This is a genomic window from Shewanella baltica (assembly GCF_900456975.1).
GTDB lineage: Bacteria > Pseudomonadota > Gammaproteobacteria > Enterobacterales > Shewanellaceae > Shewanella > Shewanella baltica.
Genome location: NZ_UGYM01000002.1, coordinates 5240564 through 5266162, shown reverse-complemented (window position 1 = coordinate 5266162; position 25599 = coordinate 5240564). Strand labels below are relative to the sequence as shown.

20 protein-coding genes, 4 tRNA genes and 1 pseudogene are annotated in these 25599 nt (G+C 46.0%); 14 read left to right on the top strand and 11 right to left on the bottom strand.

Annotated elements, in window-relative coordinates; translation table 11 throughout:
- The first annotated feature begins 18 nt into the window (after positions 1–18).
- From DYH48_RS23555 to DYH48_RS23540, 4 genes are read left to right on the top strand one after another with little or no spacing between them, the layout of a single operon-like run.
- Positions 19–1437, top strand: coding sequence for a TolC family outer membrane protein (locus DYH48_RS23555; protein WP_006084411.1), 1419 nt, complete (start codon positions 19–21; stop codon positions 1435–1437).
- Positions 1437–2045, top strand: a complete 609-nt coding sequence (locus DYH48_RS23550) for an OmpA family protein (protein ID WP_006083436.1) — start codon at positions 1437–1439, stop codon at positions 2043–2045. The genes DYH48_RS23555 and DYH48_RS23550 overlap by 1 nt, the downstream gene beginning before the upstream one ends.
- A 19-nt stretch (positions 2046–2064) precedes the next feature.
- Positions 2065–2772 (top strand): transglutaminase-like cysteine peptidase, encoded by a 708-nt coding sequence (locus DYH48_RS23545; RefSeq protein ID WP_006083437.1) that lies wholly within the window; start codon positions 2065–2067, stop codon positions 2770–2772.
- 8 nt (positions 2773–2780) lie between these two features.
- A complete protein-coding gene (locus tag DYH48_RS23540; RefSeq protein WP_115336058.1) occupies positions 2781–4700 on the top strand; it encodes a bifunctional diguanylate cyclase/phosphodiesterase in 1920 nt (639 codons plus the stop codon).
- Between the two features lie 654 nt (positions 4701–5354).
- On the opposite strand, the gene DYH48_RS23535 is transcribed toward DYH48_RS23540, so the two are convergent.
- The 4 genes from DYH48_RS23535 to DYH48_RS23520 all read right to left on the bottom strand — a co-directional run bounded on the left by DYH48_RS23535 (position 5355) and on the right by DYH48_RS23520 (position 5803).
- Positions 5355–5431 (bottom strand) — tRNA-Pro (locus DYH48_RS23535).
- Positions 5432–5487: 56 nt separating this feature from the next.
- Positions 5488–5564, bottom strand: a tRNA-Pro gene (locus DYH48_RS23530).
- 33 nt (positions 5565–5597) lie between these two features.
- Positions 5598–5673: transfer RNA gene (locus tag DYH48_RS23525), tRNA-His, on the bottom strand.
- Between the two features lie 53 nt (positions 5674–5726).
- Positions 5727–5803, bottom strand: a tRNA-Arg gene (locus DYH48_RS23520).
- Between the two features lie 206 nt (positions 5804–6009).
- Between DYH48_RS23520 and DYH48_RS23515 the strand changes: the two genes are divergently transcribed.
- Positions 6010–8658 carry a sensor domain-containing phosphodiesterase gene (locus tag DYH48_RS23515; RefSeq protein ID WP_115336057.1) on the top strand — a complete coding sequence of 883 codons (2649 nt, stop codon included), beginning with the start codon at positions 6010–6012 and terminating at the stop codon, positions 8656–8658.
- A gap of 47 nt (positions 8659–8705) precedes the next feature.
- On the opposite strand, the gene rep is transcribed toward DYH48_RS23515, so the two are convergent.
- Positions 8706–10718, bottom strand: coding sequence for a DNA helicase Rep (rep, locus tag DYH48_RS23510; RefSeq protein WP_115336056.1), 2013 nt, complete (start codon positions 10716–10718; stop codon positions 8706–8708).
- 234 nt (positions 10719–10952) lie between these two features.
- Between rep and ubiK the strand changes: the two genes are divergently transcribed.
- The 3 genes from ubiK (at position 10953) to DYH48_RS23495 (ending at position 12070) form a co-directional block, all read left to right on the top strand.
- Positions 10953–11207, top strand: coding sequence for a ubiquinone biosynthesis accessory factor UbiK (gene ubiK, locus DYH48_RS23505; protein WP_006083441.1), 255 nt, complete (start codon positions 10953–10955; stop codon positions 11205–11207).
- A gap of 96 nt (positions 11208–11303) precedes the next feature.
- Complete coding sequence (locus DYH48_RS23500) at positions 11304–11648, top strand: hypothetical protein (protein ID WP_115336055.1); 345 nt, start codon at positions 11304–11306, stop codon at positions 11646–11648.
- A gap of 74 nt (positions 11649–11722) precedes the next feature.
- Positions 11723–12070 carry a hypothetical protein gene (locus DYH48_RS23495; RefSeq protein ID WP_115336054.1) on the top strand — a complete coding sequence of 116 codons (348 nt, stop codon included), beginning with the start codon at positions 11723–11725 and terminating at the stop codon, positions 12068–12070.
- Here DYH48_RS23495 and DYH48_RS23490 read toward each other — a convergent pair.
- A pseudogene (locus tag DYH48_RS23490) lies at positions 12067–13238 on the bottom strand (winged helix-turn-helix domain-containing protein). The gene DYH48_RS23495 and the pseudogene DYH48_RS23490 overlap by 4 nt on opposite strands.
- Positions 13239–13483: 245 nt before the next feature.
- Here DYH48_RS23490 and DYH48_RS23485 point away from each other — a divergent pair.
- From DYH48_RS23485 to DYH48_RS23475, 3 genes are all read left to right on the top strand, one after another.
- A complete protein-coding gene (locus DYH48_RS23485) occupies positions 13484–13990 on the top strand; it encodes a hypothetical protein (protein ID WP_115336053.1) in 507 nt (168 codons plus the stop codon).
- Between the two features lie 207 nt (positions 13991–14197).
- Positions 14198–15676, top strand: coding sequence for a cell envelope integrity protein CreD (creD, locus tag DYH48_RS23480; protein ID WP_006083446.1), 1479 nt, complete (start codon positions 14198–14200; stop codon positions 15674–15676).
- Positions 15677–15798: 122 nt separating this feature from the next.
- Positions 15799–16581 carry a phosphatase PAP2 family protein gene (locus DYH48_RS23475; protein ID WP_115336186.1) on the top strand — a complete coding sequence of 261 codons (783 nt, stop codon included), beginning with the start codon at positions 15799–15801 and terminating at the stop codon, positions 16579–16581.
- Between the two features lie 53 nt (positions 16582–16634).
- Here DYH48_RS23475 and DYH48_RS23470 read toward each other — a convergent pair whose 3' ends face one another.
- Positions 16635–17360 carry a substrate-binding periplasmic protein gene (locus DYH48_RS23470; protein WP_115336052.1) on the bottom strand — a complete coding sequence of 242 codons (726 nt, stop codon included), beginning with the start codon at positions 17358–17360 and terminating at the stop codon, positions 16635–16637.
- Between the two features lie 192 nt (positions 17361–17552).
- Here DYH48_RS23470 and DYH48_RS23465 point away from each other — a divergent pair, with 192 nt between their 5' ends.
- Both DYH48_RS23465 and DYH48_RS23460 read left to right on the top strand, forming a co-directional pair.
- The gene (locus DYH48_RS23465; RefSeq protein ID WP_115336051.1) at positions 17553–18053 is read left to right on the top strand and encodes an Lrp/AsnC family transcriptional regulator; all 501 of its coding nucleotides are present in this window, start codon (positions 17553–17555) and stop codon (positions 18051–18053) included.
- Between the two features lie 368 nt (positions 18054–18421).
- Positions 18422–19786 (top strand): sodium-dependent transporter, encoded by a 1365-nt coding sequence (locus DYH48_RS23460; protein ID WP_115336050.1) that lies wholly within the window; start codon positions 18422–18424, stop codon positions 19784–19786.
- A gap of 86 nt (positions 19787–19872) precedes the next feature.
- Here DYH48_RS23460 and DYH48_RS23455 read toward each other — a convergent pair whose 3' ends face one another.
- A complete protein-coding gene (locus DYH48_RS23455) occupies positions 19873–20736 on the bottom strand; it encodes a Tim44 domain-containing protein (protein ID WP_115336049.1) in 864 nt (287 codons plus the stop codon).
- A gap of 524 nt (positions 20737–21260) precedes the next feature.
- Here DYH48_RS23455 and DYH48_RS23450 point away from each other — a divergent pair.
- Positions 21261–21881, top strand: coding sequence for a hypothetical protein (locus tag DYH48_RS23450; RefSeq protein ID WP_256613133.1), 621 nt, complete (start codon positions 21261–21263; stop codon positions 21879–21881).
- Between the two features lie 482 nt (positions 21882–22363).
- Here DYH48_RS23450 and DYH48_RS23445 read toward each other — a convergent pair whose 3' ends face one another.
- The 3 genes from DYH48_RS23445 to ilvA all read right to left on the bottom strand — a co-directional run bounded on the left by DYH48_RS23445 (position 22364) and on the right by ilvA (position 25599).
- Positions 22364–22624 carry a hypothetical protein gene (locus DYH48_RS23445; protein ID WP_115336048.1) on the bottom strand — a complete coding sequence of 87 codons (261 nt, stop codon included), beginning with the start codon at positions 22622–22624 and terminating at the stop codon, positions 22364–22366.
- A 1-nt stretch (position 22625) separates the two neighbouring features.
- Positions 22626–23759, bottom strand: a complete 1134-nt coding sequence (locus tag DYH48_RS23440) for a pyridoxal-phosphate-dependent aminotransferase family protein (RefSeq protein ID WP_115336047.1) — start codon at positions 23757–23759, stop codon at positions 22626–22628.
- Between the two features lie 244 nt (positions 23760–24003).
- A complete protein-coding gene (gene ilvA, locus DYH48_RS23435) occupies positions 24004–25599 on the bottom strand; it encodes a threonine ammonia-lyase, biosynthetic (RefSeq protein WP_115336046.1) in 1596 nt (531 codons plus the stop codon).

The window sequence follows — 25599 nt, the reverse complement described above, 5'->3', positions numbered from 1 at the left end:
TAAACCGGGAGGTTGGTCATGAAGACTTCAGCAAGACGACAATTTCAATGTTCAAAGATAGCCATAGTGCTGTCATTGATCCTGTTACCTTTATCGGCTCAAAGCCAGACGTTAGAACAAGCCGTTGCACATACGCTTGATACGAACCCTGATTTACGGGTTGCCTTTAACCGCTTTAAAGCGCGTGAAGAGCAAGTTAATCAAGCAATCGCAGGCTATATGCCGACGATTGATGTCACTGGTGGCTACGGTTACGAACAGACAGACAGTGTGTCGACCCGTAGACGACCTAACGTCGGTGAAGTTGATAGCAAAGGGGTGGCAGAATTAAACCGCGGAGAGTTTGGTGTTAGCTTAAAACAAATGCTTTTCGATGGTTTCTATACCAGCAGCGAAGTTGATCGTTATAGCTTTGAAGCCAGCGCAGACCAATGGGCGCTACTTGCAGCGGCTGAAGATATGGCACTCGATGTCAGTAAGGTCTACCTCAACTATTTACGCACTGATGAAGTGCTAAAATTAGCGGAGAAAAACCTTAACAGCCATAAAGAAATTTATGACCAAATCAAGCAACGTACTGATTCAGGTTTAGGCTCAATTGCAGATCTCTCCCAAATCACGGGACGCTTAGCGCGGGCCAATGCCAACGTGATTTCTGCTCGTAACAATTTACTTGATGCAAAAGCGCAGTACATTAGAATTGTAGAGTCGGCACCAGCAGACTTAATCTTACCAGTGCCCGATGCAGATATGCTGCCAAAGGATCTAAGCTCAGGCATTATCGAAGCGCAGGAGAATCACCCCATACTCAAATCTGCAGCGAATGATATCCGTGCAGCAGAGAATGAACGCTCTTCAGTACAATCTAATTACTATCCTCAGGTTTCTTTGGAGCTGAATGGTAATTGGAATAATGATGTCGGCGGCGAAGATGGTATCTCTGGCGCAGGAGCCTTCCGCAGTGATGTGGGTGGCTATAGCAATGATTTAATGGCCATGGTTCGAGTAAAATATAACTTATTCTCGGGCGGTAAAGATCTTGCCCGTGAGAAAGAAACGGCCTACAAACTTGGTGAAGCCAAAGAAATCCGTCAACGTGCCCAGCGCGAAGTCGTTGAAGGCGTCAACCTGGCTTGGAACGCTTTTGAAATGCTTGCTCCGCAAAAACAATACATTCGAGATCATGTTGTGGCCGCAAAGGATACCCAAACAGCCTATGCGCAACAGTTCAACTTAGGTCAACGCAGTCTACTCGACTTATTGGATACCGAAAATGAGCTCTTCGAAGCACGTAAAGACTACTTACAAGCCGAATATGACGAGATCATCGCTAAGTATCGCGTGCTAAATTCTACTGGACGCTTATTAGACTCACTCAGAGTCACCAGACCTGAAGCATGGCGTGGTGAGCGCAACTATGAAGGAGGAGCTAACTAATGAAAACTCTCACATTTTTTCTCAGTGTCACTCTTTTAGCTGGTTGTTCAATGCGCGATACAGTTAATATTGACGAAATGACCACAACCCAAGCCTATGATCTATCTGATAAAGATGGTGATGGCGTGATAGAGGCCCGTGAACGTTGCAATGATACCGCGCAAGGGGCTGGCACAGACAACTATGGCTGCGGCAAAATCAAAGCGATAAACGAGCGAAAAGAAATAAATATTTTATTTCCTAATGACTCTGCATATATCGCACCTGAGTATTATCCTCAGATAGAAGAAGTTGCCATTTTTCTTCGTCAGTATCCAACGACCAAAGTGACGATTGAAGGCCATACTAGTCGCACAGGCACCGATGAGCGTAATGCGGTATTATCGCAAGATCGTGCAAATGCAGTGACTGCTGTGTTAGCCGAACGCTTTAGTATTGATAGAAGTCGATTAACTGCAATTGGATATGGCTCTAGTCGCCCTGTTGTTTTAGAGCAAACACCAGATGCAGAGATCCGTAACCGCCGTGTCGTGGCTGAAGTGACCGGTGATGATACGGCCACGGACATGAAATGGACGATTTACTCGGTCGATGACAACACACAATAAAGGACTCACACATTAGGTTATGAACGGCAGACTTGGTTATAAACATTCATTATTGCGAGTCTGCCGCTTTAGCCTCATAGCGTCAGCCTTAGGCATATGCTGCCTATATGCTGCCCCCACACAAAACCTTGATGAAGGGAAGATCACTTCAACCCTTGAAAAACATTATGGTGAGCGTGCAGGGATGCGAGCTAGGGCTTGGTTCAAAGTGTTATCGGAAGCAAGTACGCTAGATGAAAAAGAAAAGCTATTGAAAGTAAATAACTTTTTTAACTTATTCCGCTTTATTGATGACAGTAAATTATGGGGTGAGTCGAATTATTGGGCAACGCCGATGGAGTTTATTGGCGTGAATGGTGGTGACTGCGAAGATTTTTCGATCGCTAAATACTTCACCTTGCTCCAACTTGGCGTGCAAGAGGACAAGATGCGGATCACTATGGTTAAAGCGACTACGGTAAATCAATACCACATGGTATTGGCTTACTATGAGACACCAGCATCGATCCCCTTAGTTCTCGATAATCTTGATCATGAAATAAAGCCCGCCACCAAAAGAAAAGATCTACTACCTGTTTATAGCTTTAACGGTAAACAGTTATGGCTCAATAAAGAGCAAGGTCGAGGTGTACTAGCAGGTTCGTCAACACGGCTAGAAAAATGGAACGATCTTAACCATAGATTAGGTGTTGACCGCCTTAGACAACCAAAATTAAAACTGGAGTAGCACCAAAAATGACACTGTTTAGACAGATTTATTCGCTGCTTTTTAGCCTATTTTTGCTCGTAGTTGCAAGCCTTGGCTATGTGCAATTTACTGAGACTCAAAGCTTTTTGACCAAGCAAATGGAGTCAGATCTAAACAATGCCAGCACTTCACTTGGTCTAATGCTTACTCCAGCACTTCAAGCTGGCGATACCGCAGCGGCAGAAACTTTAGTGAATGTCATCTTTGAAGGTGGCTATTATCAAAATGTAAAGCTGACATGGATGGTGGATGGTAAGCAACAAGAGTGGAATAACCCTTTAAGAATTGAAGATGTACCTCAATGGTTTATCAATTTAAATCTATTTAAAACCATCAAAAAACAAAGCACTATTACTTCTGGCTGGTTGCAACTCGCGCAACTTGAGATCACCGCTCATCCTGGGTTTGGTTACCATGAGCTGTGGCGAATCATGTCCAATACAATCATTGCCTTCTCTCTACTTTTCCTCGTCGCCATTTTTACCGCAAGAATTGGTTTAACGTGGATATTGAAACCTCTACACACTTTGTCGGAACACGCGAAAAGTATTGCGGCACGCCAATTTGGCCCAGACATGGCATTACCTAAGACCACTGAATTGAAAGACTTAGTGACCGCATTTAACAGTATGTCGGCGCAGTTAAAGCAAGTATTCCATTCCCTCGACGAAGAAGTCGGCGCGTTACGTAAGAAGAATCTTGTCGATCCTGCGTCAGGCCTGCCTAACCGCCAATATGTGGTGAGCCGTTTAAATGGTTGGTTGAGTGAACCTAGCAGCGGCGCGTTATTCCTGGCTAAACTCGACTGGCTCGAAGAAGTGCACAGCAAATATGGCTACCAAGTTCGAGATGAAACCATACGGATCTTGGCAGAAAAGTTTCAGCTGCAGTTAAACGAAATAACACCGTCTGTTATAGGCCGCATTGCCGCCTATGAATTTGCATTTTTAGTGACTGATGTTGAACACGATCAAATAAGCAAATATTTACAAACACTTATCCGCACCATCAACCAAGAAATGTCGAAGGCGGGCTGTAAGCCTAATGAAGACTTTGCGATTGGTATTGCGGAGCGTATTGGGCAAATGAATGTGTCGGATATTTTGGCCCAAGCCGACAACGCCCTTCAAAAAGCGTTACAAGAAAATAAAACATTCCATTGGTTTGAAACCACAGAGCAGCAACTATTCACCCGTGAACAGTGGCGGGATAACCTTAGCCATGCCATCAGTAATAAGAAGTTTAAGTTTAGATGGCAGCCTATCCAGTTTTGCGATGGGGATGGTATAGCGCAGCGGGAATTATATTGCCAATTAGAGCTCGGCGATCAACTCGCCCATGCAGGGCAATTTATGCCTTATATCGAGCTCTTATCACTCGGTGCCTTGCTCGATAAATGTTTGATTGAAACCGTCTACGAGCAGAAACTGCTAGAGCGTAGCTATGAACCGCTCGCGATTAATTTAACCCACCAAAGTATTAACGATCCTCAGTTCCATGAGTGGCTCAATCACTTCTTACGTAATGCTACATTTATTGAGCGGATCTGCTTCGAAATTCCTGAGGCGGGCGTCTATAGCGATCTTAATTCGTGTCAGCACTTATGTAACATTATTCGTGATAATGGCGCTAAGTTCGGCATTGACCACTTTGGCCGTCAGTTTGGCTCTATGTCTTATCTACAGGAATTAAGACCGAGTTATGTGAAACTCGATCAATCCTTCGCCTACTATGATGAGACACACCATAATAGTGAGCTCTGCCGCGCGCTAATCAACGTAGCGAAAGGATTAGATATTCAAGTCATAGTGACGGGTATTCAAGAAAAAGCTCAGCTAGAGCGCTTTAACGAGCTTAGAACAGATGCCTATCAAGGCTTTATCGCCCCTCCGGTGAGTCTTGATTAAGCCGAATTAAGAAGTGAAATTAAAAACAAAAAGCTCCGTAAGGAGCTTTTTACTTTTCTAACGACAGAATGGCTATATCGATACCGTTGCACATCTGTATTGTCTACAAAGAGTTTAAGCAAGCGCATAAACAATTTCTGTATGAAGCTACATTGCACAAATGCCAAAAAGCCCCTGCATAATGATTAAGAATGCTGAGGTGTTTCTGCTTATTTGTTCGATGCGTTGAATTTGGTCGATACGTTGAAAGCGCGAGGATTCGCCCCCCCTGCTTTCTGGCAATAAGGCTTCTAATGCCAAGATACAAACAGCAAACCGCAGATGCAAAAAAGCCCCAGTGCATTCATTAGAATACTGAGGCTTTTTTACTTATTTGGTCGATGCGCTGAAAGAGTGAGGATTCGACCTCTGCTTTCTGGCAATAAGGCTTCTAATGCCAATCAAGACAAGCAAACCGCAGATGCAAAAAAGCCCCAGTGTATTCATTAAGAATGCTGAGGCTTTTTTATTTATTTGGTCGATGCTTTGATAGAGTGAGGATTCGACCTCTGCTTTCTGGCAATAAGGCTTCTAATGCCAATCAAGACAAGCAAACCGTAGATGCAAAAAAGCCCCAGTGAATTCATTAAGAATGCTGAGGCTTTTTTACTTATTTGGTCGGTGATAGAGGATTCGAACCTCTGACCCTCTGGTCCCAAACCAGATGCGCTACCGGGCTGCGCTAATCACCGTAAACTGTTCACTATTTACTTAACTTACATTAAGTTCGCTAGCTATGCGAAGAATTTGGTCGGTGATAGAGGATTCGAACCTCTGACCCTCTGGTCCCAAACCAGATGCGCTACCGGGCTGCGCTAATCACCGAGAATATCAATCTTTATATCAAAGCAAACGAAATGGGGTGACTGATGGGGCTCGAACCCACGACAACCGGAATCACAATCCGGGACTCTACCAACTGAGCTACAATCACCACTGACTTTCACTTATTTTGCTAACCTAAAAGCTCACAACTCTGTTCGGAATTGGTGCGCCCAAAAGGATTCGAACCTTCGGCCTCACCCTCCGGAGGGGTGCGCTCTATCCAGCTGAGCTATGGGCGCTCGCCTTGGTTAGCGCCGCATATACTAGGGTCAAATCCCCTTTGAGTCTATAGCTGTTTTGCACTTTTTTTACTGACTGCTCAAGTTTTATCACATTAGCTGACTTTTAAAGCAAAATGCAGCCAAAATATGACTTGGATGTTACAGTATTTCATGCTAATTATAGAGATTGGTAAAAGCAACCCTATATTTAACTAGTGAGTATCATGTTTAAGGATGAAGATGAAACTGGCCAGCCTCGCATAAATGAAGCTGAACGCTTACGCAAAAAAATTATTCGCTTAAAACAATTAGCGCATAAGTACAAGCATGCCGAGATCATTCAAAACGCATTACTCGAAATTTCCAATATTGCGACCCATGCTTCTTCACTCGAAGAATTCTATGTCGGCGTGCATAGCCACCTAAAACAACTCATTCCCGCTGATAATTTTTTTATTTCAACCCTCGATGTCAGCACTGGCGAGCTTGCTATCCCTTTTTTCGCCGATGAGAAAGATGCGCATCCTGCGGAGCTTTATCCTGAACAATCCTTATCAACATTACTACAGCAGGGATTAACGGGCTACGTTCTCAGAACTGGTAAGGCTTTGTTATGTGATGATGACAAAGTCAATGAACTGATTGCCGCAGAGGAAATCGTTAACTTAGGTTCTCCCTGCCATTTATGGCTTGGCGTGCCCATCAAACACGATGACATAGTGACCGGCGTATTAGTCGTGCAAACATACGACACGAATGTCAGTTATGGTGAAATCGAACTCGAGTTAATGACCTTCATTTGTCACCATATCTCAGGAGTAATGGAACGGCTCAAGCATCAGGAGCAATTAGAACAAGCCATCCAGCAAAGAACCAGAGAACTCAGCCAAGCCTACGACAAATTAAAACTAGAAGTCTATGAAAGACGCAGAGCTGAGCGCTTACAAAAATCACTGTTTGAGATTGCCGAACTAGCCAGTTCCAGTGCCGACAACCCAGACTTTTATGCCCAATTGCATAATGTCATTCGACACCTCATTCCCGCCAACAATTGCTATATCGCGCTTTTGGATGACACAGAAACTCATCTCACGTTCCCCTTTTATGTCTCGCAATTAGCCAATAAGCATCCAGGAACTCGGCCACTACAGGATGGCTTAACCGAATATGTACTCAAACATAAGCGCCCACTACTGTTAGATCAAAATAGTATCAATGCGTTAATTGCCTCTGGCGAATTGTATTCCCAAGCGCCAGCGTTAAACCACACTCAAACTATGCATCAATGGATTGGCATCCCCCTCTTTATCCATGATCAAGTACGTGGTGCCTTGACGATTTACAGTTTTAGCATGACGCAAAATTACCAAGTCAAAGACTTAGAATTACTGACATTTGTCTCGCAACACATTGGTTCTGCTATTGAGAAAAAACTGTCCGCAGAGTCCTTGCAACGCAGTTATGAAGAGTTAGAAGAAAAAGTCATCGACCGCACTAAAGCGTTAGCCGAACTCAATCAAAACCTTGAAAAAGAAATTCAACAACGCCGCAGTATGGAAGCTAAGTTAGTTCACGACGCTAAACATGATGCGCTCACAGGCTTGCCTAACCGCGCTATGTTTATGGAACGCTTATCTCAAGCCATTAAGCACGTCCGTCGCCATAGCTTAGAACAGTTTGCCCTGCTCTTTATCGATCTCGACCGCTTCAAACAGATTAACGACACTATGGGGCACTTAGAAGGCGATAAATTCTTAATCGAGACCGCAAGCCGCCTCAAGTCCTGCATTCGTGATAACGACACGTTAGCGCGCCTGGGGGGCGATGAGTTCGTGATCTTGCTCGATAGTATTAACAACATCAACGACGCTAGGGACGTATCAGAAAGAGTGATCCAAAAAATATCCCAGCCCTATCGACTCGGCACGATGGAATTTAACTCTGGCGCCAGTATCGGTATCACCATCAGTGGTAAACATAAAGTCGATACCAGTGAATCTATGTTGCGTAACGCGGATACAGCCATGTATCAAGCGAAAGCCAACGGTAAGGGCTGCTATGTTATTTTTGATGATAACGCCCAACATCAAGCTATACAGGATGTCGAGTTAGAAAATGAATTTAGACAGGCATTACACCTTGCCGAAATCGAACTCAGTTATTTACCTGTCGTCGATTTTAACACTGGTCAAGTACATGCATTAGAAAGTCGCCTGTTTTGGCAGCACCCACTACGTGGACTTTTACAACAAGAACAACTCAGTGCGCTTGCCGAACAATCCCATCTTACCGTTGAACTCGATAAATATACGATCAGCATCATTGATCGCACTTATGCTGAACTTATCAAGCAACATGATGAATCTATTGAATTACATGTGATGCTTTCGAGCCAACATCTCAAGCATAAGCATGTACTGCGCAGTTTGAAAAACACCCTCAAGCAAACTCAGTTAAACCTGAGCCATTTGTGGTTATTCTTTAATGAAAAAGCCCTAGTGCAGGAGACTGAAAATCATATCAATGGCTTTGAATTGTTGCAGAAACTCGGGGTAAAACTCGGTATCAGCCATTACGGTAGCGGCTATAGTGCATTAAATAGCTTATTGTTTTTGCCGATTAAAGGCTTAAAGCTCGACGCCAATCTCACTAAACAGATACACGCTGAACAGCAGCTTAAATTAATGTCCGCTTATCAAAAAACGGCATCAACCTTAGAACTGCAAACCTTTGTAGATGGCATTGATTGCCCTGAACAAAAACGTATCTTCAGTGAACTGGGTTATCAGCTGGGTCAGGGGGCTGCTTTAGCCAACACTTTTACCTTAAGTGACACCCAACCACAGATATGTGTTCAGCTCGAATATGCCTAGATAAAATATAAGTAATTAATTTAAAAAACATTAAGTGAAACAACTCGCTATTTTTTAAACATATCCCTTAAGCTAGAAATGTTGGCTCGCCCAGTCTGCATCCGCTCCTGCTCAGTTTGCTGTGGTTTACGATTTTCCCACACCACATCATCTTGAGGTAACTCAAGCAAGAAACGGCTCGGCTCACAACGCATGGTTTCACCAAATTGACGCCTTTCACGGCAGAGGGTAAACCACAGTTCACGTTGAGCCCGAGTGATACCCACGTAGGCTAAGCGACGCTCTTCATCGACATTGTCTTCATCTATGCTGGTTTGATGGGGCAAGATCCGCTCCTCCACTCCCACCATAAACACAAACGGGAACTCTAAGCCCTTAGAAGCATGCAAGGTCATCAACTGCACCTGATCGCCGCCTTCATCCTCACTATTGCGCTCCATCATGTCTCTGAGCGTCAGTCGAGTCACAACCTCAGGCAAGGTCATTGGCTCATCTAATTCATCACCCGCGAGCATCTCAGTTACCCAACGGTATAGCTCAGAGATATTCTTCATCCGCATTTCAGCGGCTTTGGCACTCGTGCTGGTTTCGTATAGATAATCTTCATAATTGATCTTACGGATCAAATGCTTCACAGCCTCGACAGGTTCACCACGCTCTGCATGATCCCCGGTCTCGACAATGAAACGACCAAATTGATACAGGGATGACATGGCCGCCGGCGGCAAATGATGATTGAGTTCAGGCTCAAAAATCGCCGCAAACATAGAAATATGCTTCTCATTAGCGAAATTACCTAAGCGCTCTAAAGTCGATGGGCCTATGCCACGTTTAGGCAAGTTAACGATGCGCAGGAAAGCATTATCATCATCGGGATTCACCACCAGCTTTAGATAGCCCATGATGTCTTTGATTTCAGCACGGGCGAAGAATGACGTGCCACCACTCAATTTGTAAGGAATACGGTTCGTCATCAGCGCGCGCTCGAGTAACCGCGATTGATGGTTGCCGCGATACAGAATCGCATAGTCGCCAAACTGAGTACGGCCAACAAACTTGTGTCGCACTATTTCCGCGACCACACGTTCTGCCTCTTGCTCCTCGTTGGCGGCAAATAGCACCCGCAGCGGCTCCCCATAGGCAAGCTCACTAAAGAGCGCTTTATCGTAAACATGGGGATTGTTCGCGATAAGAATGTTGGCAGCCCGCAGGATCCTTTGGCTAGAACGGTAGTTTTGCTCGAGTTTAATTAACTTAAGCTGCGGAAAATCCGTACCCAATAACACTAAGTTTTGTGGTTTAGCACCGCGCCATGAATAGATGGACTGATCGTCGTCACCCACTACGGTAAAGCGCGCCCGATCACCCACTAACAGCTTTACCATTTCATATTGGCTGGTATTGGTATCTTGATATTCATCCACCAGCAAGTATTGGATCTTGGTTTGCCAGCGGGTACGCACTTCTTCATGATGCCGCAACAATAAGGTTGGCATCAGGATTAAATCGTCAAAATCTAAGGCGTTATAGGCTTTCATGTGCTGGGCATAACGCTGATACAACATGGCAAATAAATGCTGCTGCTCATCTTTAGCGATTTTACGCGCATGCTCGGGAATAACTAAACCGCCCTTCCAGTTTGAAATCGTACTGGCGAGCGCTTTGAGTAAATCTTTATCTTCGTCTAATTCGTCTTGGGTTAACTCTTTGAGCAGTGCCAAGGTATCTTGATCATCAAACAGCGAAAATCCCGGCTTTAAGCCTAAGACCTTATGCTCACGTTTAATGATTTCAAGCCCTAAGGTGTGGAAGGTTGAAATCCACAGGCCTCTGGCCTCTTTGCGTCCCATGGACTGAGCGACCCGCTCTTTCATCTCACGGGCAGCCTTGTTGGTGAAGGTCACCGCCGCAATATTGCGCGCCTTATAGCCGCATTTTTCGACCAAGTAAGCGATTTTATTGATAATTACGCGCGTCTTACCACTGCCCGCACCCGCCAATACTAGGCAAGGGCCTGAAACATAATGAACAGCATCGTTTTGGGCGGGATTGAGTTTCATCTTTGCGCAATATCCAAACAAGTCGACAGAAAGGGATGGGATCATAGCAGAATCGGCGGTTTTAAGGCTAACAAATCCCCGCTTGGGCTGAGCAGAACTCAACCCAATAGACATGCTTGGCCGTGATATAAGCCTCAACAACGACTCACTAAAGCCATTGCGCGTTAGCTTTACTTTTGAAACCTAACGCACTGAGTTACAATCGAGCTATTCAGTGAAGAGGCGGACAAGATTATGATCAATCCAAAGAAAATCGAAGAAATGGCGAAACAGCTGAGCGAAAGTTTGCCCAGCGGTCTGAAGCAATTTGCCGGTGAATTTGAAGAGCGCAGCAAACAAGTTCTGCAAAATCAATTACTCAAGTTGGATATGGTTTCCCGTGAAGAATTTGATGTGCAGCAACATGTGCTACTGAAAACCCGCGAAAAGTTAGAAGCGCTGCAAGCTCAAGTCAATGAGTTAGAAAAAAAGCTCAACGCTGCGGGCTAACTTACGTTACGCATATTGAATAAAGCACGGTGAGCGAAAGCGCAGCTGTGCTTTTTTGTTTTTAACGCTTCGAGCAGTGCGTCACTTGGGGAAATAATGCAGCAACTCGCCAGCTATATTCTTGCAATTCATGGATATCCAAGCTTAGTATCGATATTGAGCCATTCGAGTAAAAGCCATAGCTATCAAGATGATGACCTCACTATTCATGAAATAGAAACGCTGTATCACTTCGATAATGGCGTGGTGATCTGCCAGCAAACCGAACAAGATCAACTCATGATTGAGGCGGCATCGGACAGTGTTTGCGAAGACTATTGGATAAACTATCGGGTGATAGCATCGAGCGGAATCGTTATTTCACCGCAGCAGAAATCCTTCAGTAACCTTTGCCAACAGGGATTCTGGCTCAAGATGCAACGGGATCGCAGCTCAATATAGACCCGCAAAATAGACCAGCAAACCTGAGTGATTGATTGAGGCAAAGCGTCAACAGAGGGAAGACGATAAGCGTGATGGAAACCGCAGTGGAATTGACGACTTTTGAGAGCCTAATACGCTGGATATTACTCCTGCTCGGTGGCCTGCCGCTACTCACTTATCCCGGAGTGCTCCTCGCCAGTTTGATGGGACTGGCCAGTCAATCAAGTATCAAACCCGCTTTTATCACTCGATTGATGAATCAGTGTTTTCTGTGGGGCAGCTTAGTTTATCCCGCCGTATATATTCCCTGCTATCGCATCGCTAGCGATAGCACAGCCTCGTCACCCTTAGTCACCGCAGCCTTGCCACTGCTGTATCTTATTTTACTCTATGGTTGCTTTCGCTTTATGGACATTCCAATTAAAGCGACTGATGACTAACACTTTTGTTGGCGAGCATACTTCTGCTTAAGGCCTTTATGATTTGCTTTAACTAACTTCCAGCGATCGCAACCGTTAAAGCGGGCATATTCACTGACGGCGATATCAAAGGCAGCACAGAAATCCTCATCTAGGCCATTCACCATCACGCCCGCTTCTAAGGTCAATTGCTGCAATAACAAGATGCCCGTTTGGCGATCGGCTTTCACATCCACGCGGCCGACAAAAGTATCGCGCCACAGAATCGCTAAAGAATAATAACCATACCGACGCTTTTCGGCGGGCACATAGACTTCAATTTGATAATCAAAATCAAACCATTGCTTTAGCCGTTGCCGTTGGATTAATAAATTATCGAAGGGATTTAGCAGCCAGACTTTATTGGGTAATGGCGCATGGAGCTGTAATGCAGGGTGGTAAAAGTAGCTTTGCCCCGCCGCCTTAAACTCGCTAATCCCCCCTGTGACAGCATCTCTGCCAGCTCTTGGGCTACTGCTGATTTTAAGCCTTTGCGTAGATAAGCTATTTGCGCCGCAGTACCAAAGGCATGGGCATAGAGATAACGATCAATCAGATAACGGATAAACTCAGCCTCTGTTGGTGCTTCAGTATTAATACCTTGGGGTAACACCCGCGCAGTGAGATCGTAAACCTTCTGGAATTTTTCCCGCCGCACTACCATCAACTCACCACGCATAAAGAGCTGCTCTAGGGCTTTTTTCGCAGGTTTCCAATCCCACCAGGCACCATTTTTACCTTCACTGTGTTCAAAATCACTGGCCTTGAGCGGCCCTTCTGCAAGGATTCTCGCCCGCACTTCCTGCATCACTTTATCATCGGGTTCAAACCAATGCTTACCGCCATTTTGCAACTGTTGTTTACGTTGCAAACTAAACCGGTAATCGGCAATCGGTAAATAAGCCGCCGCATGGGACCAATATTCAAAAATCTCACCTTTAACCAAAGCCGAATCAAGCATCTTCGGCTGGTATCCAGGCATACGGCTATGCAATACATGGTGATGCGCCCGTTCAACCACATTAATCGAGTCGATTTGCACATAACTGAGGCGCGAGATAGTCTCAGCCACCGAAGTCTGTGGCTGCAATAATCCTTGCTGCTGCATCGTTAATTGCAGCCATTCGCGGGGTGAAAAGGGATTAGACATCTCGTTTCCTAAGGTAAAACCTGCAAACACTAAGCCCAACAGACAAAACTAAGATTCTAAAAAATGCTGATGTAGTTTGTATCTTTCAAATGAGCCCCTAAAATACACCGCAAACTAGCTCACGCAGCGCGCTCTTCGGATAACATAAGCCATTTATAACTTAACGGCTATCGCTTTACAGGCCTGTTAGTTTCACGACTCAAGGTCGCGCTAACCACGTACTGACGCCTCATTAAGGATTGATGATGAATATCTACTATCGCCAAGCACAACTCTGCGGCCGCAAAACGGGCAATGGCGCTAAGCTGCCATTTTTGATGAATATCTTGTATTCTCTTGCGGCTAAAAATGGCGATCACCAGCCCTTTTCAATGGATGACATTAACGCCGTACTGTTCAATCAACATCAGTCGATTGGTTGCTCTATCAAAGCGCCGCTACCGATAGTGAGCTGGCGCACCGAAGCGATAGAGTATGAGTTATTCAAAGGCGAAGAGCTGGTTTATCTGCCCCAATGCATCATCTTTAGCAATGGCGCCATCGCCTATGTCATTGTCGTCATAGGTGATGAGTATGAGCTGCGTATTTGGCCCGATTACAGTAACCGTGAGCGTGAAAAACACCACTGGTTTTCCCACCATGCCATAGTCTATTCCGCCGAACTTGACGTCTTTAAGCAAAGCTTCGAAGCACTGCTTCAGCATATTCGAAAAGAAGATGACTATGAGTCAAAACACCCCAAGTTTGGCTAAAGCGCCATGCTTTTGAGTAACTCATGTATCGCTTAATATTTTAATTAACAGCCACTGCCATAATTTTGCCACTATTGATCAGCAACTTGCCCGCAACTCTTGTGGGGAAATCTGTTTTAATACTTGCCGTTAATGCTTAGCCTTCTTGGCGAAACATGGCATAAAAACTTAAGGCTCAGTACTGTATTTCATAGGGAATGAAATCACATGTTCAACATTATCGTGGGCGTCATCGCCCTATTCACTTTGGCATTATTTGGTGGTGCAGCCTACTTAGTCGTACGCGCACTGCTAAAAAAATTCAATCGAGATCAAGGAATAGACATGGAATCGCCACAGGCACAGTCCTCACACAGCAAAGGGACACCACTCGCCAAAAACACCACCCTATTGAAAGCGTTAACCATAGGCATACTGTCGATCTTAGCTATGATCCCATTAGGGATCATCATGGATATGACCTCAGATCGCGAAGCCTTGTACCACAGTGTTGTCGATGAAATTGGCCGTTCATGGGGCGAGCAGCAAACCCTCTCTGGGCCTGTGCTTGTGATTCCCTATAGCTATTTTGTGATGCAGGAAGAAGTCAGCGCCGATGGCAAAAATCGCCATCAAGTGAAGCGTACCTATCAAGATGAATTGGTCATACTGCCAAAAAAACTCAAGCTCGATTTAGATCTTAAGCATGACTTTCGTACTCGCGGGATTTATCAATCCTTAGTCTACAACGCTACTTTGCAAGGCAAGGCAGATTTCAGTTTAAGTCATTATGAAATCCCTAACCTCATTGCCTTTGACAATAAAAATGCGCGCCTCGCCTTTGGTGTTTCATCAAATCAAGCCATTGATAAAGTGGATAAACTTGAATTAACGGGTGATGCGGTCACGCTTTCAGGCTCACTGATGTCGGGCACCGGATTAGGCAGCACCGGCGGTCTAGAAAAGGGCTTCAACCAAGGCGTACAAGTCGCCGAAGCCAGTGACTTTAGCGTGGACTTTGCGATGACACTGCGCGGTTCTCAGTCCATCAGCGCCCTGCCACTGGGTGAGCAAACCTTAATTAACATTCACGCCGACTGGCCACACCCGAGCTTCAAGGGATTATTACCCGCAGAGCGTGATATTAACGCGCAGGGCTTTACGGCAAGCTGGAATATCAGTCACTTAACCCGTAACTATCCTCAGGAGTTCATTAAGAGTAATCAATCGAGCCTGACCGAAGTATCGGCCAATGCGATTCTGTTCGAGCCCGTGACTCACTACGGCAAGATTGAACGCTCAGTGAAATACGGCCTGCTGTTTATCGTACTGACTTTTATCATGTTGTTCATTTTTGAGCTTGGGCAAAAAACCAGCCTCAGCACGATTCAATATGTGTTAGTCGGCAGCGCCATGGCCTTGTTCTATTTGCTACTGCTGTCGCTGTCTGAGCATTTAGCCTTCTTGCATGCCTATTTAATTGCCGCCTGTATTCCCGTGTTGTCGGTATCCGCCTACGTGGGCAGTGCTACTGCAAGCATCAAGCGCGGTGCGATAGTAGGCATTATGCTGGTGAGTTTATATGCCGTGCTGTACTCGATACTGCAACTTGAAGATTACGCCCTGCTGATGGGCACAGGATTACTGTTAGTTGTCCTACTGATTTTGATGTTTGTCACAAGGCATCAACCCAAGAACACGGCGTAACAGCGCCCAACCGATCCACCCTTGAAGACCCCCGACAGCGCCACTTTTTGCTGTCGGGATTTTTTTATTGGCAAAGCCATTGCCGCGTTGTAGCCTATGGCGTTTATCAAGAGGCTTATATTTTGACCCATAGCGCCTATCTTTTCCGCCGTTTAGGTTTAGCCTGGTTATTGCTGGCAAGCATTCCAAGCTTACTGTTACTGACCCAAAATCAGTTGTTTCCACTGATCGATCTGCACTCTCACTTAGCCCGAACCTTATATTGGATTACCATGACGGGCACAGCGCCCTATGGCGTGGCCACTGTGTTGTTTGTGCTGGCTATCGCCTATCGTCTTATGCCTAAAGCCCTCTTTATGAGTTTGTTTTTAGCCATTAGTCTCAGCCAAGTCATCAGCTTAAGTGTGAGCCATACGCTCAAATCCTATTTCAAAGAGTCCAGACCTAATCTGGTCTTTTTGGCTAAGCAAGCACTGCCTACGAACGAGCAGCTTTCACTCGATGCCTTTTATCAATTGGATAAACAGGGGCGCTCCGAGACAATATCCACTGCGCTAGATGGCTTAAAAACGACTGAACCTGAGATGAGACTCGACTCGCGCATTCACCAGCATTGGGAAGATGAAATTGGCTACTCATTCCCTTCTGGGCATACCATTTTTGCTGTGACACTGGTGCTCACCGCCAGTTACTATCTGCTGCTCGCAGGCTTACCTAGCGTTGCATTGGTATTATTAGGTTGGGGATTTTTGATGGGATTAAGCCGCATGCTGTTAGGGATGCACTGGCCACAAGATGTGCTGTTTTCAACCTTTTTAGCCGCCTTCATCAGCAGCTTGAGCGTGTTCTTAGTCAGTAAAATACGCCCACTCACACAAGCGCTCGTGAACGAGCCAGAACGCTAACCTCTGTAGTTGATCATCTCGATTCAGCCTTCCACTCAAATACTTAGGCCTTGCTAAGCACTGCCTAAGTATTTGACCACTAAGGCCTGATAAATCCCATTGGCCTTAATTTTTGCCAGCCCTTGATTAAAAGTATCCCGCGCCACTGAGTTGTGGAATACCATGCGATAGGATGTCGGCGGGAAAATAAAGTGATAGCTCAATGCTTGCTGGGTGTCGATATTGGGTTCAACAAACCGATTCAATTGAGTGAAGATATAACGGTCGGCAATCACGGTATTAATCCGACCTAAGTACAACATACGATTCTGGCTTAATTGAGTATCAACTTCGCGATAAATCGTCTGTTGCGCTACGGCATTAAATTCAGCACCGAGCAATAGGCGAGCATTTTCAAAGGCCGCAATACTGTAGTTTTTTAGATCGGCAATACTTTTTATTTCAAGGTGTTGCGCAGCCAAGCTAATCGCCACATTGGTATAGTCGACATAATCATTAGACCAATAGCCATCTACACCATTTGCGGGATTCATGGTCATCACGGCATCTAATCTGTCTTTGTTGAAATATAAGACTTGGCGCTTACGAGAGTAAAATTTAAAGTTAACTGGCTGGCCCATTTCCTTAAAGGCAGCCTTAATAATATCAATCTCAAGTCCCGATTCGGCATCTTCGATAATATAGGGTGGGCGATTTAACGCACTACCAATGGTTATCGAGGCAGAAAATGCATACGTCGGTAAGATTAATAGGCAGATTAACAGCAAACTCAAGCGCATACAGTGTCTCACTCTTATTAGTATTATAACTATAGCGGTAAATGGTGGGAGATCCAGACAGCGCGCCCCTCACCCACAGTCAGTAAGGGTGATCACTCTCCCAACTTTTAAATCCTGATTGACTCAAGATTTTTGGCAAACTTGGCTAAGACTGGCAAACTAGGGGCAGACCCAGCCAACCCTAAGCTTTCGATGACAGAAACTCCCCCATACAAACTCGATCAACTCGATTTAACCATTTTGCGTTTACTGCAAACCCACGGCAGATTGTCCAACCTCGAACTGGCCAATAAAGTCGGCCTGTCGCCGTCCCCTTGCTCGCGCCGTGTTAAAGCCTTAGAAGAAGCGGGTTATATTGCCGATTATGCAACGCGTCTGTCGGCGGATAAATTCAACCTGCATTTGACTGCGTATATCCATGTGCGGATGGAAAAACACACGCCAGCAATCCTCAATCAATTTGAAGCCAATGTACTGGCCTACGAAGAAGTCCAAGAATGCGCGCTGATCACAGGTTCTGAAGCCGACTACCAACTTAAAGTGTTAGTACAAGATATGGCGCACTTTCGCACTTTCCTGTTAGATAAACTCACGACGAATGTGCATATCGCAGGTGTGCATTCCAGCTTTGTGTTGAAAAAGGTCAAGGACCACACGGCCATTCCCTTAAGCCATATCACCATTCAACCATAGGCTATGTAAAAGATACGGCGTTCAAACACAAAGTGCTGCGACATGACTCAGACTTATCCAGTCACAATTGTGGCTTAAGTAAAGTCATAGCATCAAAATACCCACTAAGCTTCTGCCATACGGTATTTTTTGACCATAAGATCACAATTCATTGCATTTTTATCATCGCAATTATTCGCTAAAGTGAGGCCGCGAGTCATCGCTACTCGCAATATAGTCTCGCATAAAGTCTTCTGGCGAAACACAACACCAAAATATCAGTAAATTTGGAATATAAATTGCCGATTAACATCATTATAACGCACTAAAATTGCGTTGAACTTCTTATTTATCCGCCTAAGATACGCCTTCTTTTTACGGGAGGCATAATGCAATCGGCCAATACAAGTTCGACTAACCACTTCAGCTCACGCTTAGGTTTTATCATGGCGGCAGCCGGTAGCGCCGTTGGTGTAGGTAACATCTGGGGATTCCCTACCCAAGCGGCCACCCATGGCGGCGGTGCCTTTTTACTGGTTTACCTAGTACTGATTTTTATCCTAGGCATTCCCATGCTCATGGCTGAACTCATGATAGGTCGCCACGGACAAACCAACCCCGCCGATGCCATGGGCAAACTCGGCTTCAACACCCTAACTCGCAATTTAGGCAAGGCGATAGGTTTGATTTCCATCGTCACCGCGGGATTGATTTATACCTTCTACAGCATTCTTTCTGGCTGGTTTGTCAGCTACGCCATCGCCCCGATTGCCACAGCCTTTGGTTCGAACGATACCGCCGCTTGGTTAGTGGATTTCTCGCTGTCGCGCAATCTCGTGTTCACGCTGATCTTCAGCACACTCGTGTTTCTAGTATTGCTGCAAGGCGTGCAAGAAGGCATAGAAAAATGGTCGAAACGCTTGATGCCGTTATTGTTGATCATGCTGATCGCGGGCGTGGCGTATATTTTCACCCTTAATGGTGCGAGCGAAGGCATTACCGCACTATTAACGCCTAACTTTGCTAAGGCACTGGCGCCAGATACCTTGATCAGCGCGCTCGGACAAACCTTCTTCTCCCTCACCATAGGCACAGGTGCCATGATGGTTTATGGCAGCTATTTGAGCCAAAAAGAGAATATCGCCAAGCTGACCGTCTGGGTTGCCTTTACCGATAGCGGCATCGCCTTTCTCGCCGCCTTTTTAATCATCCCAGCCATGTATGTGGCCCAGCACAATGGCGTGGAGATTTTTAACGCCGAGGGCAAATTACTCGATTCAGATGCGCTGGTGTTTACTGTTTTACCCGCGTTATTTTCGACCTTAGGAGACACCGCCAACCTCATCATCAGCGTGGTGTTCTTTATTCTGCTGATCATCGCCGGCCTGACTTCAGCCATTTCCATCGCCGAAGTCCCGACTAGTTATGTGATGCAAAAATTCGTGCTCAGTCGCCAGCGCGCCACCTTGATCATCGGCCTATTACTGACCTCATTATCTCTATTGCTGGCGGTATTTTTTGAGACGTTATTTAGCTTCACTATTATGCTCACCACCCAAATCGCCCAGCCGCTGGTCGCCCTTGGTATCGCGATTTACTTAGGTTGGATTTGGCGCCAAACACAATTACTCAAGGCGATTCGTGGACAAGAGGGTGTCGATACCACAGGACTCTTCTGGCGCATTTGGCCAAGATACGTGAAGTATGTGTGCCCAGTCCTGATCATCGCGATCGCTATCAGGCAATTTGTGTAACCCTTTAAAAAGCAAAATCCCCGCTGAGTGCGGGGATTTTTTATTTAGCAATTAACAGATTAAGGCTGCTTTTGAAGATGGGCAGATTACTGTTCGATACCAACGATCAACCAAGGTGAATTGGCTTGCGTTACGTTACGCTCTAAATGCCAGATTTCCTTAATGTCCTCTTCTACGCCTTCAACGGTATCACGATAGCGGCCAGTAAATTTAACGCTCACTTCCGCAAGATTTGCATTGTGTGTGGCGCGGACAAGTTCTGCATCCAAAAACATCACTTCAGTGTGCTGATCGCCAACTAACTCGCGACGTTGGTTGCTGAGTTCATTGTAAAGATCAATAGAAACATACTCTTGGATTTTGCTTAAGTCGTTTTCATTCCACGCCAATTGCAAGGTTTTGTAGTGACTACGAGCACCTTCCAAAAAGCTGGGTAAATCAAAACCGGCAGGCAAATCGAAGGGAACTGCGCTTGTCGCTTGGCCAAAACCATTGCTGCCGCTGTTTGCATTGGTGGCAAAACCTGTTTGTTCAGTCTGTTGGCGCTGCATATTCGGATTGGGTTGGCCAGCACCCGCGTAGGCTGGTCTTTGCTGCGTCCCCGCTTTTGAGGCCATCACAGTACGGACGATTTTGAATAGTACGAATGCCAGCAAACCGATTATCAAAATATCCATAATTTGAATATTTTCAAAACCACCGCCCATAAACAGCGCAGCCAATAAGCCACCTGCTAATAAACCGCCTAACATGCCGCCCATCATACCTTTCTTGCCCGGCGCTCCCGCTGGTGCCGTAGTCGGTGTATTGGCCGCCGCTGGTTGAGCCGGAGCCGTTTGGTGACTCTTGCCAATAGATTTACTACCGCCGAATTTTTTTGCTTCTGCGACTGGACTAGCAACCAAGCTAACCGCAAAAATCATCGCAAACATAATTAATAACTTTTTCATTTATAAGATCTTTGTTTGTATAACCTGTGGTATCGGCATCATAGCGGGATGACATTATATGTCAACTATCAAAAGAGGGGCCTAAGCTTACAAACTTCGTTTGTTCTTCTAAATCAAAATCGTGGGGCTTCATCCCTGATTATTCAACATGACTCAACTAAGAATGCGTCAAAAGATATGACCATTAGACTATGTGACGTGAGAAGTGACTAAGCACTGTCATTCCAGTGACACGCAGCAAGCACATCCCTGTGAGCTCGACCGTGACATCCCTGTCACGAACGGTCACTTACATGCCAGTGCTTAATCCCGTTAACTTCCGTGCATTCTGTTCGCCAGAACTACCCGAGGTCCAATGCCAAGATCTAAGTAACATCTCAATAGGCATATTTTTTGAAATATGCGATTCGATACAATGTTATTAGATAAATGTATGCCTGTTCTTTGTTTTTTCTAACATAATAGAACAACTAATATAGTTAACATTAGAGGACATGGCAGTGTGTCATTATAGGGAAATGATTATGAGAAGCGCTGGGGTTATTTTGCTTTTGTTGTTAACGGGTTGTCAGCCTAACGATACTGACTTTAATAATGAAGTCAGTGAATTCAAATCGACTGGAATAGGGGCTGATATTGCCAATAGTCGATTTATTCCTCCATACAATAGTTTTGAGCCATTACTTGAATATACACAGTGGTGCAATTCAGTCTTATGGGCTCAACAGTCTGCTGAAGAGACTTCGATTGATTTGGCATTTTTAAGAGAAGAAGTTTTTGTAATGACACCCCCAGAAATTATTGGTGCTAAAGGCTTAGTAAATGAGTTTGTTGAGCGTAGCGGTGGTGTAGATTCTCTTTATCCCTATATTCACGGGGATGCTGCTTATCTTATGAAACCTTCTCGTCTAGCGATGCCAATTATTAAGAAGATGCTAAATAGCTACCAAAGAAGTGCTAGTTTTAAAAAGGCAATTGAACTTAATAAGAAGAGACCCAAAAGGTCAAAGTCTTTCACTGATGCTGATACCTTGTGTTTTAAAGCGGACATGTTGACCGGTATTTTAGATGGGGAAAGTCGCTCAAGGAACGTTATTAGTGAAGTTTCGGAATTAGTTCGTAAGAATACTTTAGCAAGCCGATAAATCCACATTGTTGGTATCCGGTAGTTTTTACCTAATTTGACCACGAATGCCGCAGGATACGATTTCCCTGCGAAGTTGCCGCGGGGCGTTGGAATAAATTGCGTGAGTCCGGACATGGATGTCCGGCTAGCTTCCGTAGGTACAGGGACGTTGCCTTCGGAAGCGATAGCCATTTATCCATAAGACCAAGGCCAGTATCTAATGCATGTAACTTCGCTAGGGACGGCAAGGGAGATCCAAGAGGGGATTGCTGTTGATCCCCTCTTGGTCGGGTGTGGGGTGAAGCCCCACGACTTTCTCGGCCGTAAGGCCGCAAATGTGTTTAATAAAATACAACTTTAAAACCGAAAATCCTCTAGAGCCCATTGAACATTATTCTGGGTGATTTCAGAAAATATCAACTAAGTGCAACCAGCAGAAAAGTAAAAATCCCCGCATTGCGGGGATTTTCAATATTTCAAAGACAACTAACACTCACAGCGTTACACGCATTTTCCATCCGATGACTTATCGGAAGAAAGTGCTCGGCTGATGCCGCCGAAGATGACACTTAAGAAGCCAATACTGACATCTTTTTGTCGCTCATCGGCGCTGCCCGTATCGTGGCCGCTCGCCTCACGCATACTTTGATTATTGTTGGTTCCGCGCACAAAATCGCAGGACGCATTGCTGGTATTGTTCACCGAGCAGGCACTGAGTAAAGCGATCATTAGGCCGCAAAGGGCAAGGCGTAATCTTGGCATATTAGTTCAACACTTCTTCTAATGCCTTGAGGCATAAAGAAACATTCTCACGGCGGGCACCAAAGCCCATCAGACCGATGCGCCATGCTTTACCCGCAAGGGCGCCAAGGCCTGCACCGATTTCGAGGTTGTAATCCTTCAGTAAACGAGTCCGCACTGCGGCATCATCGACACCAGCGGGGATATAAACCGTATTCAGCTGCGGTAGGCGATAATCTTCGGCAACCACAAAATTAAGCCCTAACTTTTCCAGCCCAGCACGCAGCACTAAATGCATTTCGTGATGGCGTTGCCACGCATTCTCTAAGCCTTCGGCCGCCAAAATACGTAGGGATTCATGCAGTGCATAAAGCGCGTTCACTGGCGCAGTGTGATGATAACTGCGCTTGCCGCCCGCGCTGGTCCAATAGGCCATCACTAGACTTTGATCGAGGAACCAACTTTGCACTGGGGTTTTACGATTCTTGAGTTTTTCGACGGCAGCAGGCGAGAAAGACACAGGTGATAAACCCGGTACACAGGAAAGGCACTTTTGACTGCCAGAATAAATAGCATCAATGCCCCATTCATCGACTCTTAACTCGACGCCACCAAGGGAAGTCACGGCATCGACGATTGATAAGCAGCCGTATTGTTTGGCTAATGCACACAAGGTTTTGGCATCGGACAAAGCACCAGTAGAGGTTTCTGCGTGCACAAAGGCTAAAAATTTGGCATCGGGATTGGCTTTCAGCGCCACTTCAACCGCAGCAGGGTCGACAGGGGCACCCCACTCATTGTCCACCAGCACTGCAATGGCGCCCACACGCTCGACGTTTTGGCGCATACGCTCACCAAACACACCGTTACGACAGACAATCACCTTCTCACCCGGCTCGACTAAGTTAACGAAACAGGTTTCCATGCCCGCACTGCCCGGCGCAGAGACCGCCATGGTCATTTCGTTTTTAGTTTGGAAAGCATATTGGATCAGGCTCTTAAGCTCATCCATCATGCCCACAAATAGCGGATCTAAGTGGCCAATTGTCGGTCTGGACTGCGCCGCAAGCACTTCAGGATAAACATCCGACGGGCCTGGGCCCATTAAAATACGGCGAGGAGGATTAAAAGCGGTAAAACGCGGTGCTGGTAACATCATGTCTCCTTAATGCGTGCAGGTCGAGGTCTCGTTGTTATTCGTTAGCCGTTCTGTTTTAAGAAACTGCCAGTTAATCGTTAGCGGGTTAAGTCAGTAACTTAACTGTGACGTATTAATCGGCGGCTAGAGTATTAAGTCTACAAAACTACCACAAAAAAGGGCGCATGTGCGCCCCTCCTTTAGCCTAACTTTGCCTAACATGTCATCGCGTCGATCTAAGCTATGTGCATCACCGCAAACCCTATAAGACTTTGTTGCCGTTACCCGCATTTAAAAACAGCTGATAGGCAGGACTTTGGGTTTCCTCTTGATAGACGAAACCCAACTCAGTTAAAAACTGTTGGAACGGCAAGGCATCACTCGCGGGCACTTCAAACCCAGCCAGCACTCGGCCAAAGGCCGCGCCGTGGTTGCGATAATGGAACAGACTAATGTTCCATTTGCTCTGCAAGGTAGTTAAAAACTTCAGCAGCGCACCGGGATGTTCAGGGAATTCGAAGCTAAACAAACGCTCTTCTAAAGGCTCAGGTGGATGGCCGCCGACCATATAGCGCACATGCAATTTCGCGGTTTCATCGCCGGATAAATCCTGCACTTCAAAATCGTTAGCCTCTAAGGTAGCGATGATTTGTTCAAGCTCGCCTTGGCCTCGGCTTAAGCGAATGCCAGCAAACACCACGGCTAGATCGCGACTACTAAAACGATAGTTAAACTCTGTCATCACCCGCTTATCGAGTAACTCACAGAATTTTAAGAAACTTCCCGGACGTTCAGGGACTTTCACCGCCAGAACTGCTTCTTTTTGCTCACCAAGTTCGCAGCGTTCCGACACATAACGCAGACTGTGGAAATTCACATTCGCGCCACTCAAAATCGCAGCAACTTTTTCGCCTTTACCGCTGTCGCCACTCGCATTAGCGCTGACATATTTTTTAAGCCCAGCCAAGGACAAAGCCCCAGCGGGTTCAGCAATCGCACGGGTATCTTCGAAGATATCTTTCACCGCAGCGCAGATTTCATCCGAGGTCACAGTGACCACTTCATCGACATACCGTTTGGCGACTCGAAATGGCTCAGTGCCAATACGCTTCACCGCCACACCGTCGGCAAATAAACCGACTTGTGCCAGTGTCACAGGCTCGCCCGCTTCCATCGCTGCCTTTAAACAGGCGGCATCTTCAGGCTCGACGCCGACAATTTTCACCTGCGGCATCACCGCCTTGTAATAGGCAGCAATACCCGCGATTAAACCGCCGCCGCCCACGGGCACAAATACCACTTCGAGATCGCGCTGCTGCTGCAACATCTCTTGGGCGATAGTGCCTTGGCCTGCGATCACCGCTTCATCGTCGAAGGGCGCGATATAAACTCGGCCCTCTTCCTTGGCCAGCGCCATCGCATAGCCATTGGCTTGATCGAAGGCTTGGCCGTGCAATACCACGTTGCCACCTAAACGGCGCACCGCATCGACTTTAATATCGGGCGTTGTCTCAGGCATCACAATTACAGCATCCACGCCGCGACTCGCCGCCGACATCGCCACACCCTGAGCATGATTGCCTGCCGAAGCGCACACCACGCCGCGCTGACATTCTTCTTTCGTCAGCTGGGCGATACGGTTATAGGCACCGCGTAACTTGAAGGAGTGCACTGGCTGCATATCTTCGCGCTTCAAAAATACCTGACAACCTAAACGCGCCGATAACTTGTTCATGCTTGAAAGCGGCGTCACTTTCGCTATGTCATACACAGATGACAACAGGATTTTTTGCAGATAGCTTTGTGCCAATTGAAAATGTGCTAAATCCGTCCGAGCTTGCGATGCAAGTGGCAACAT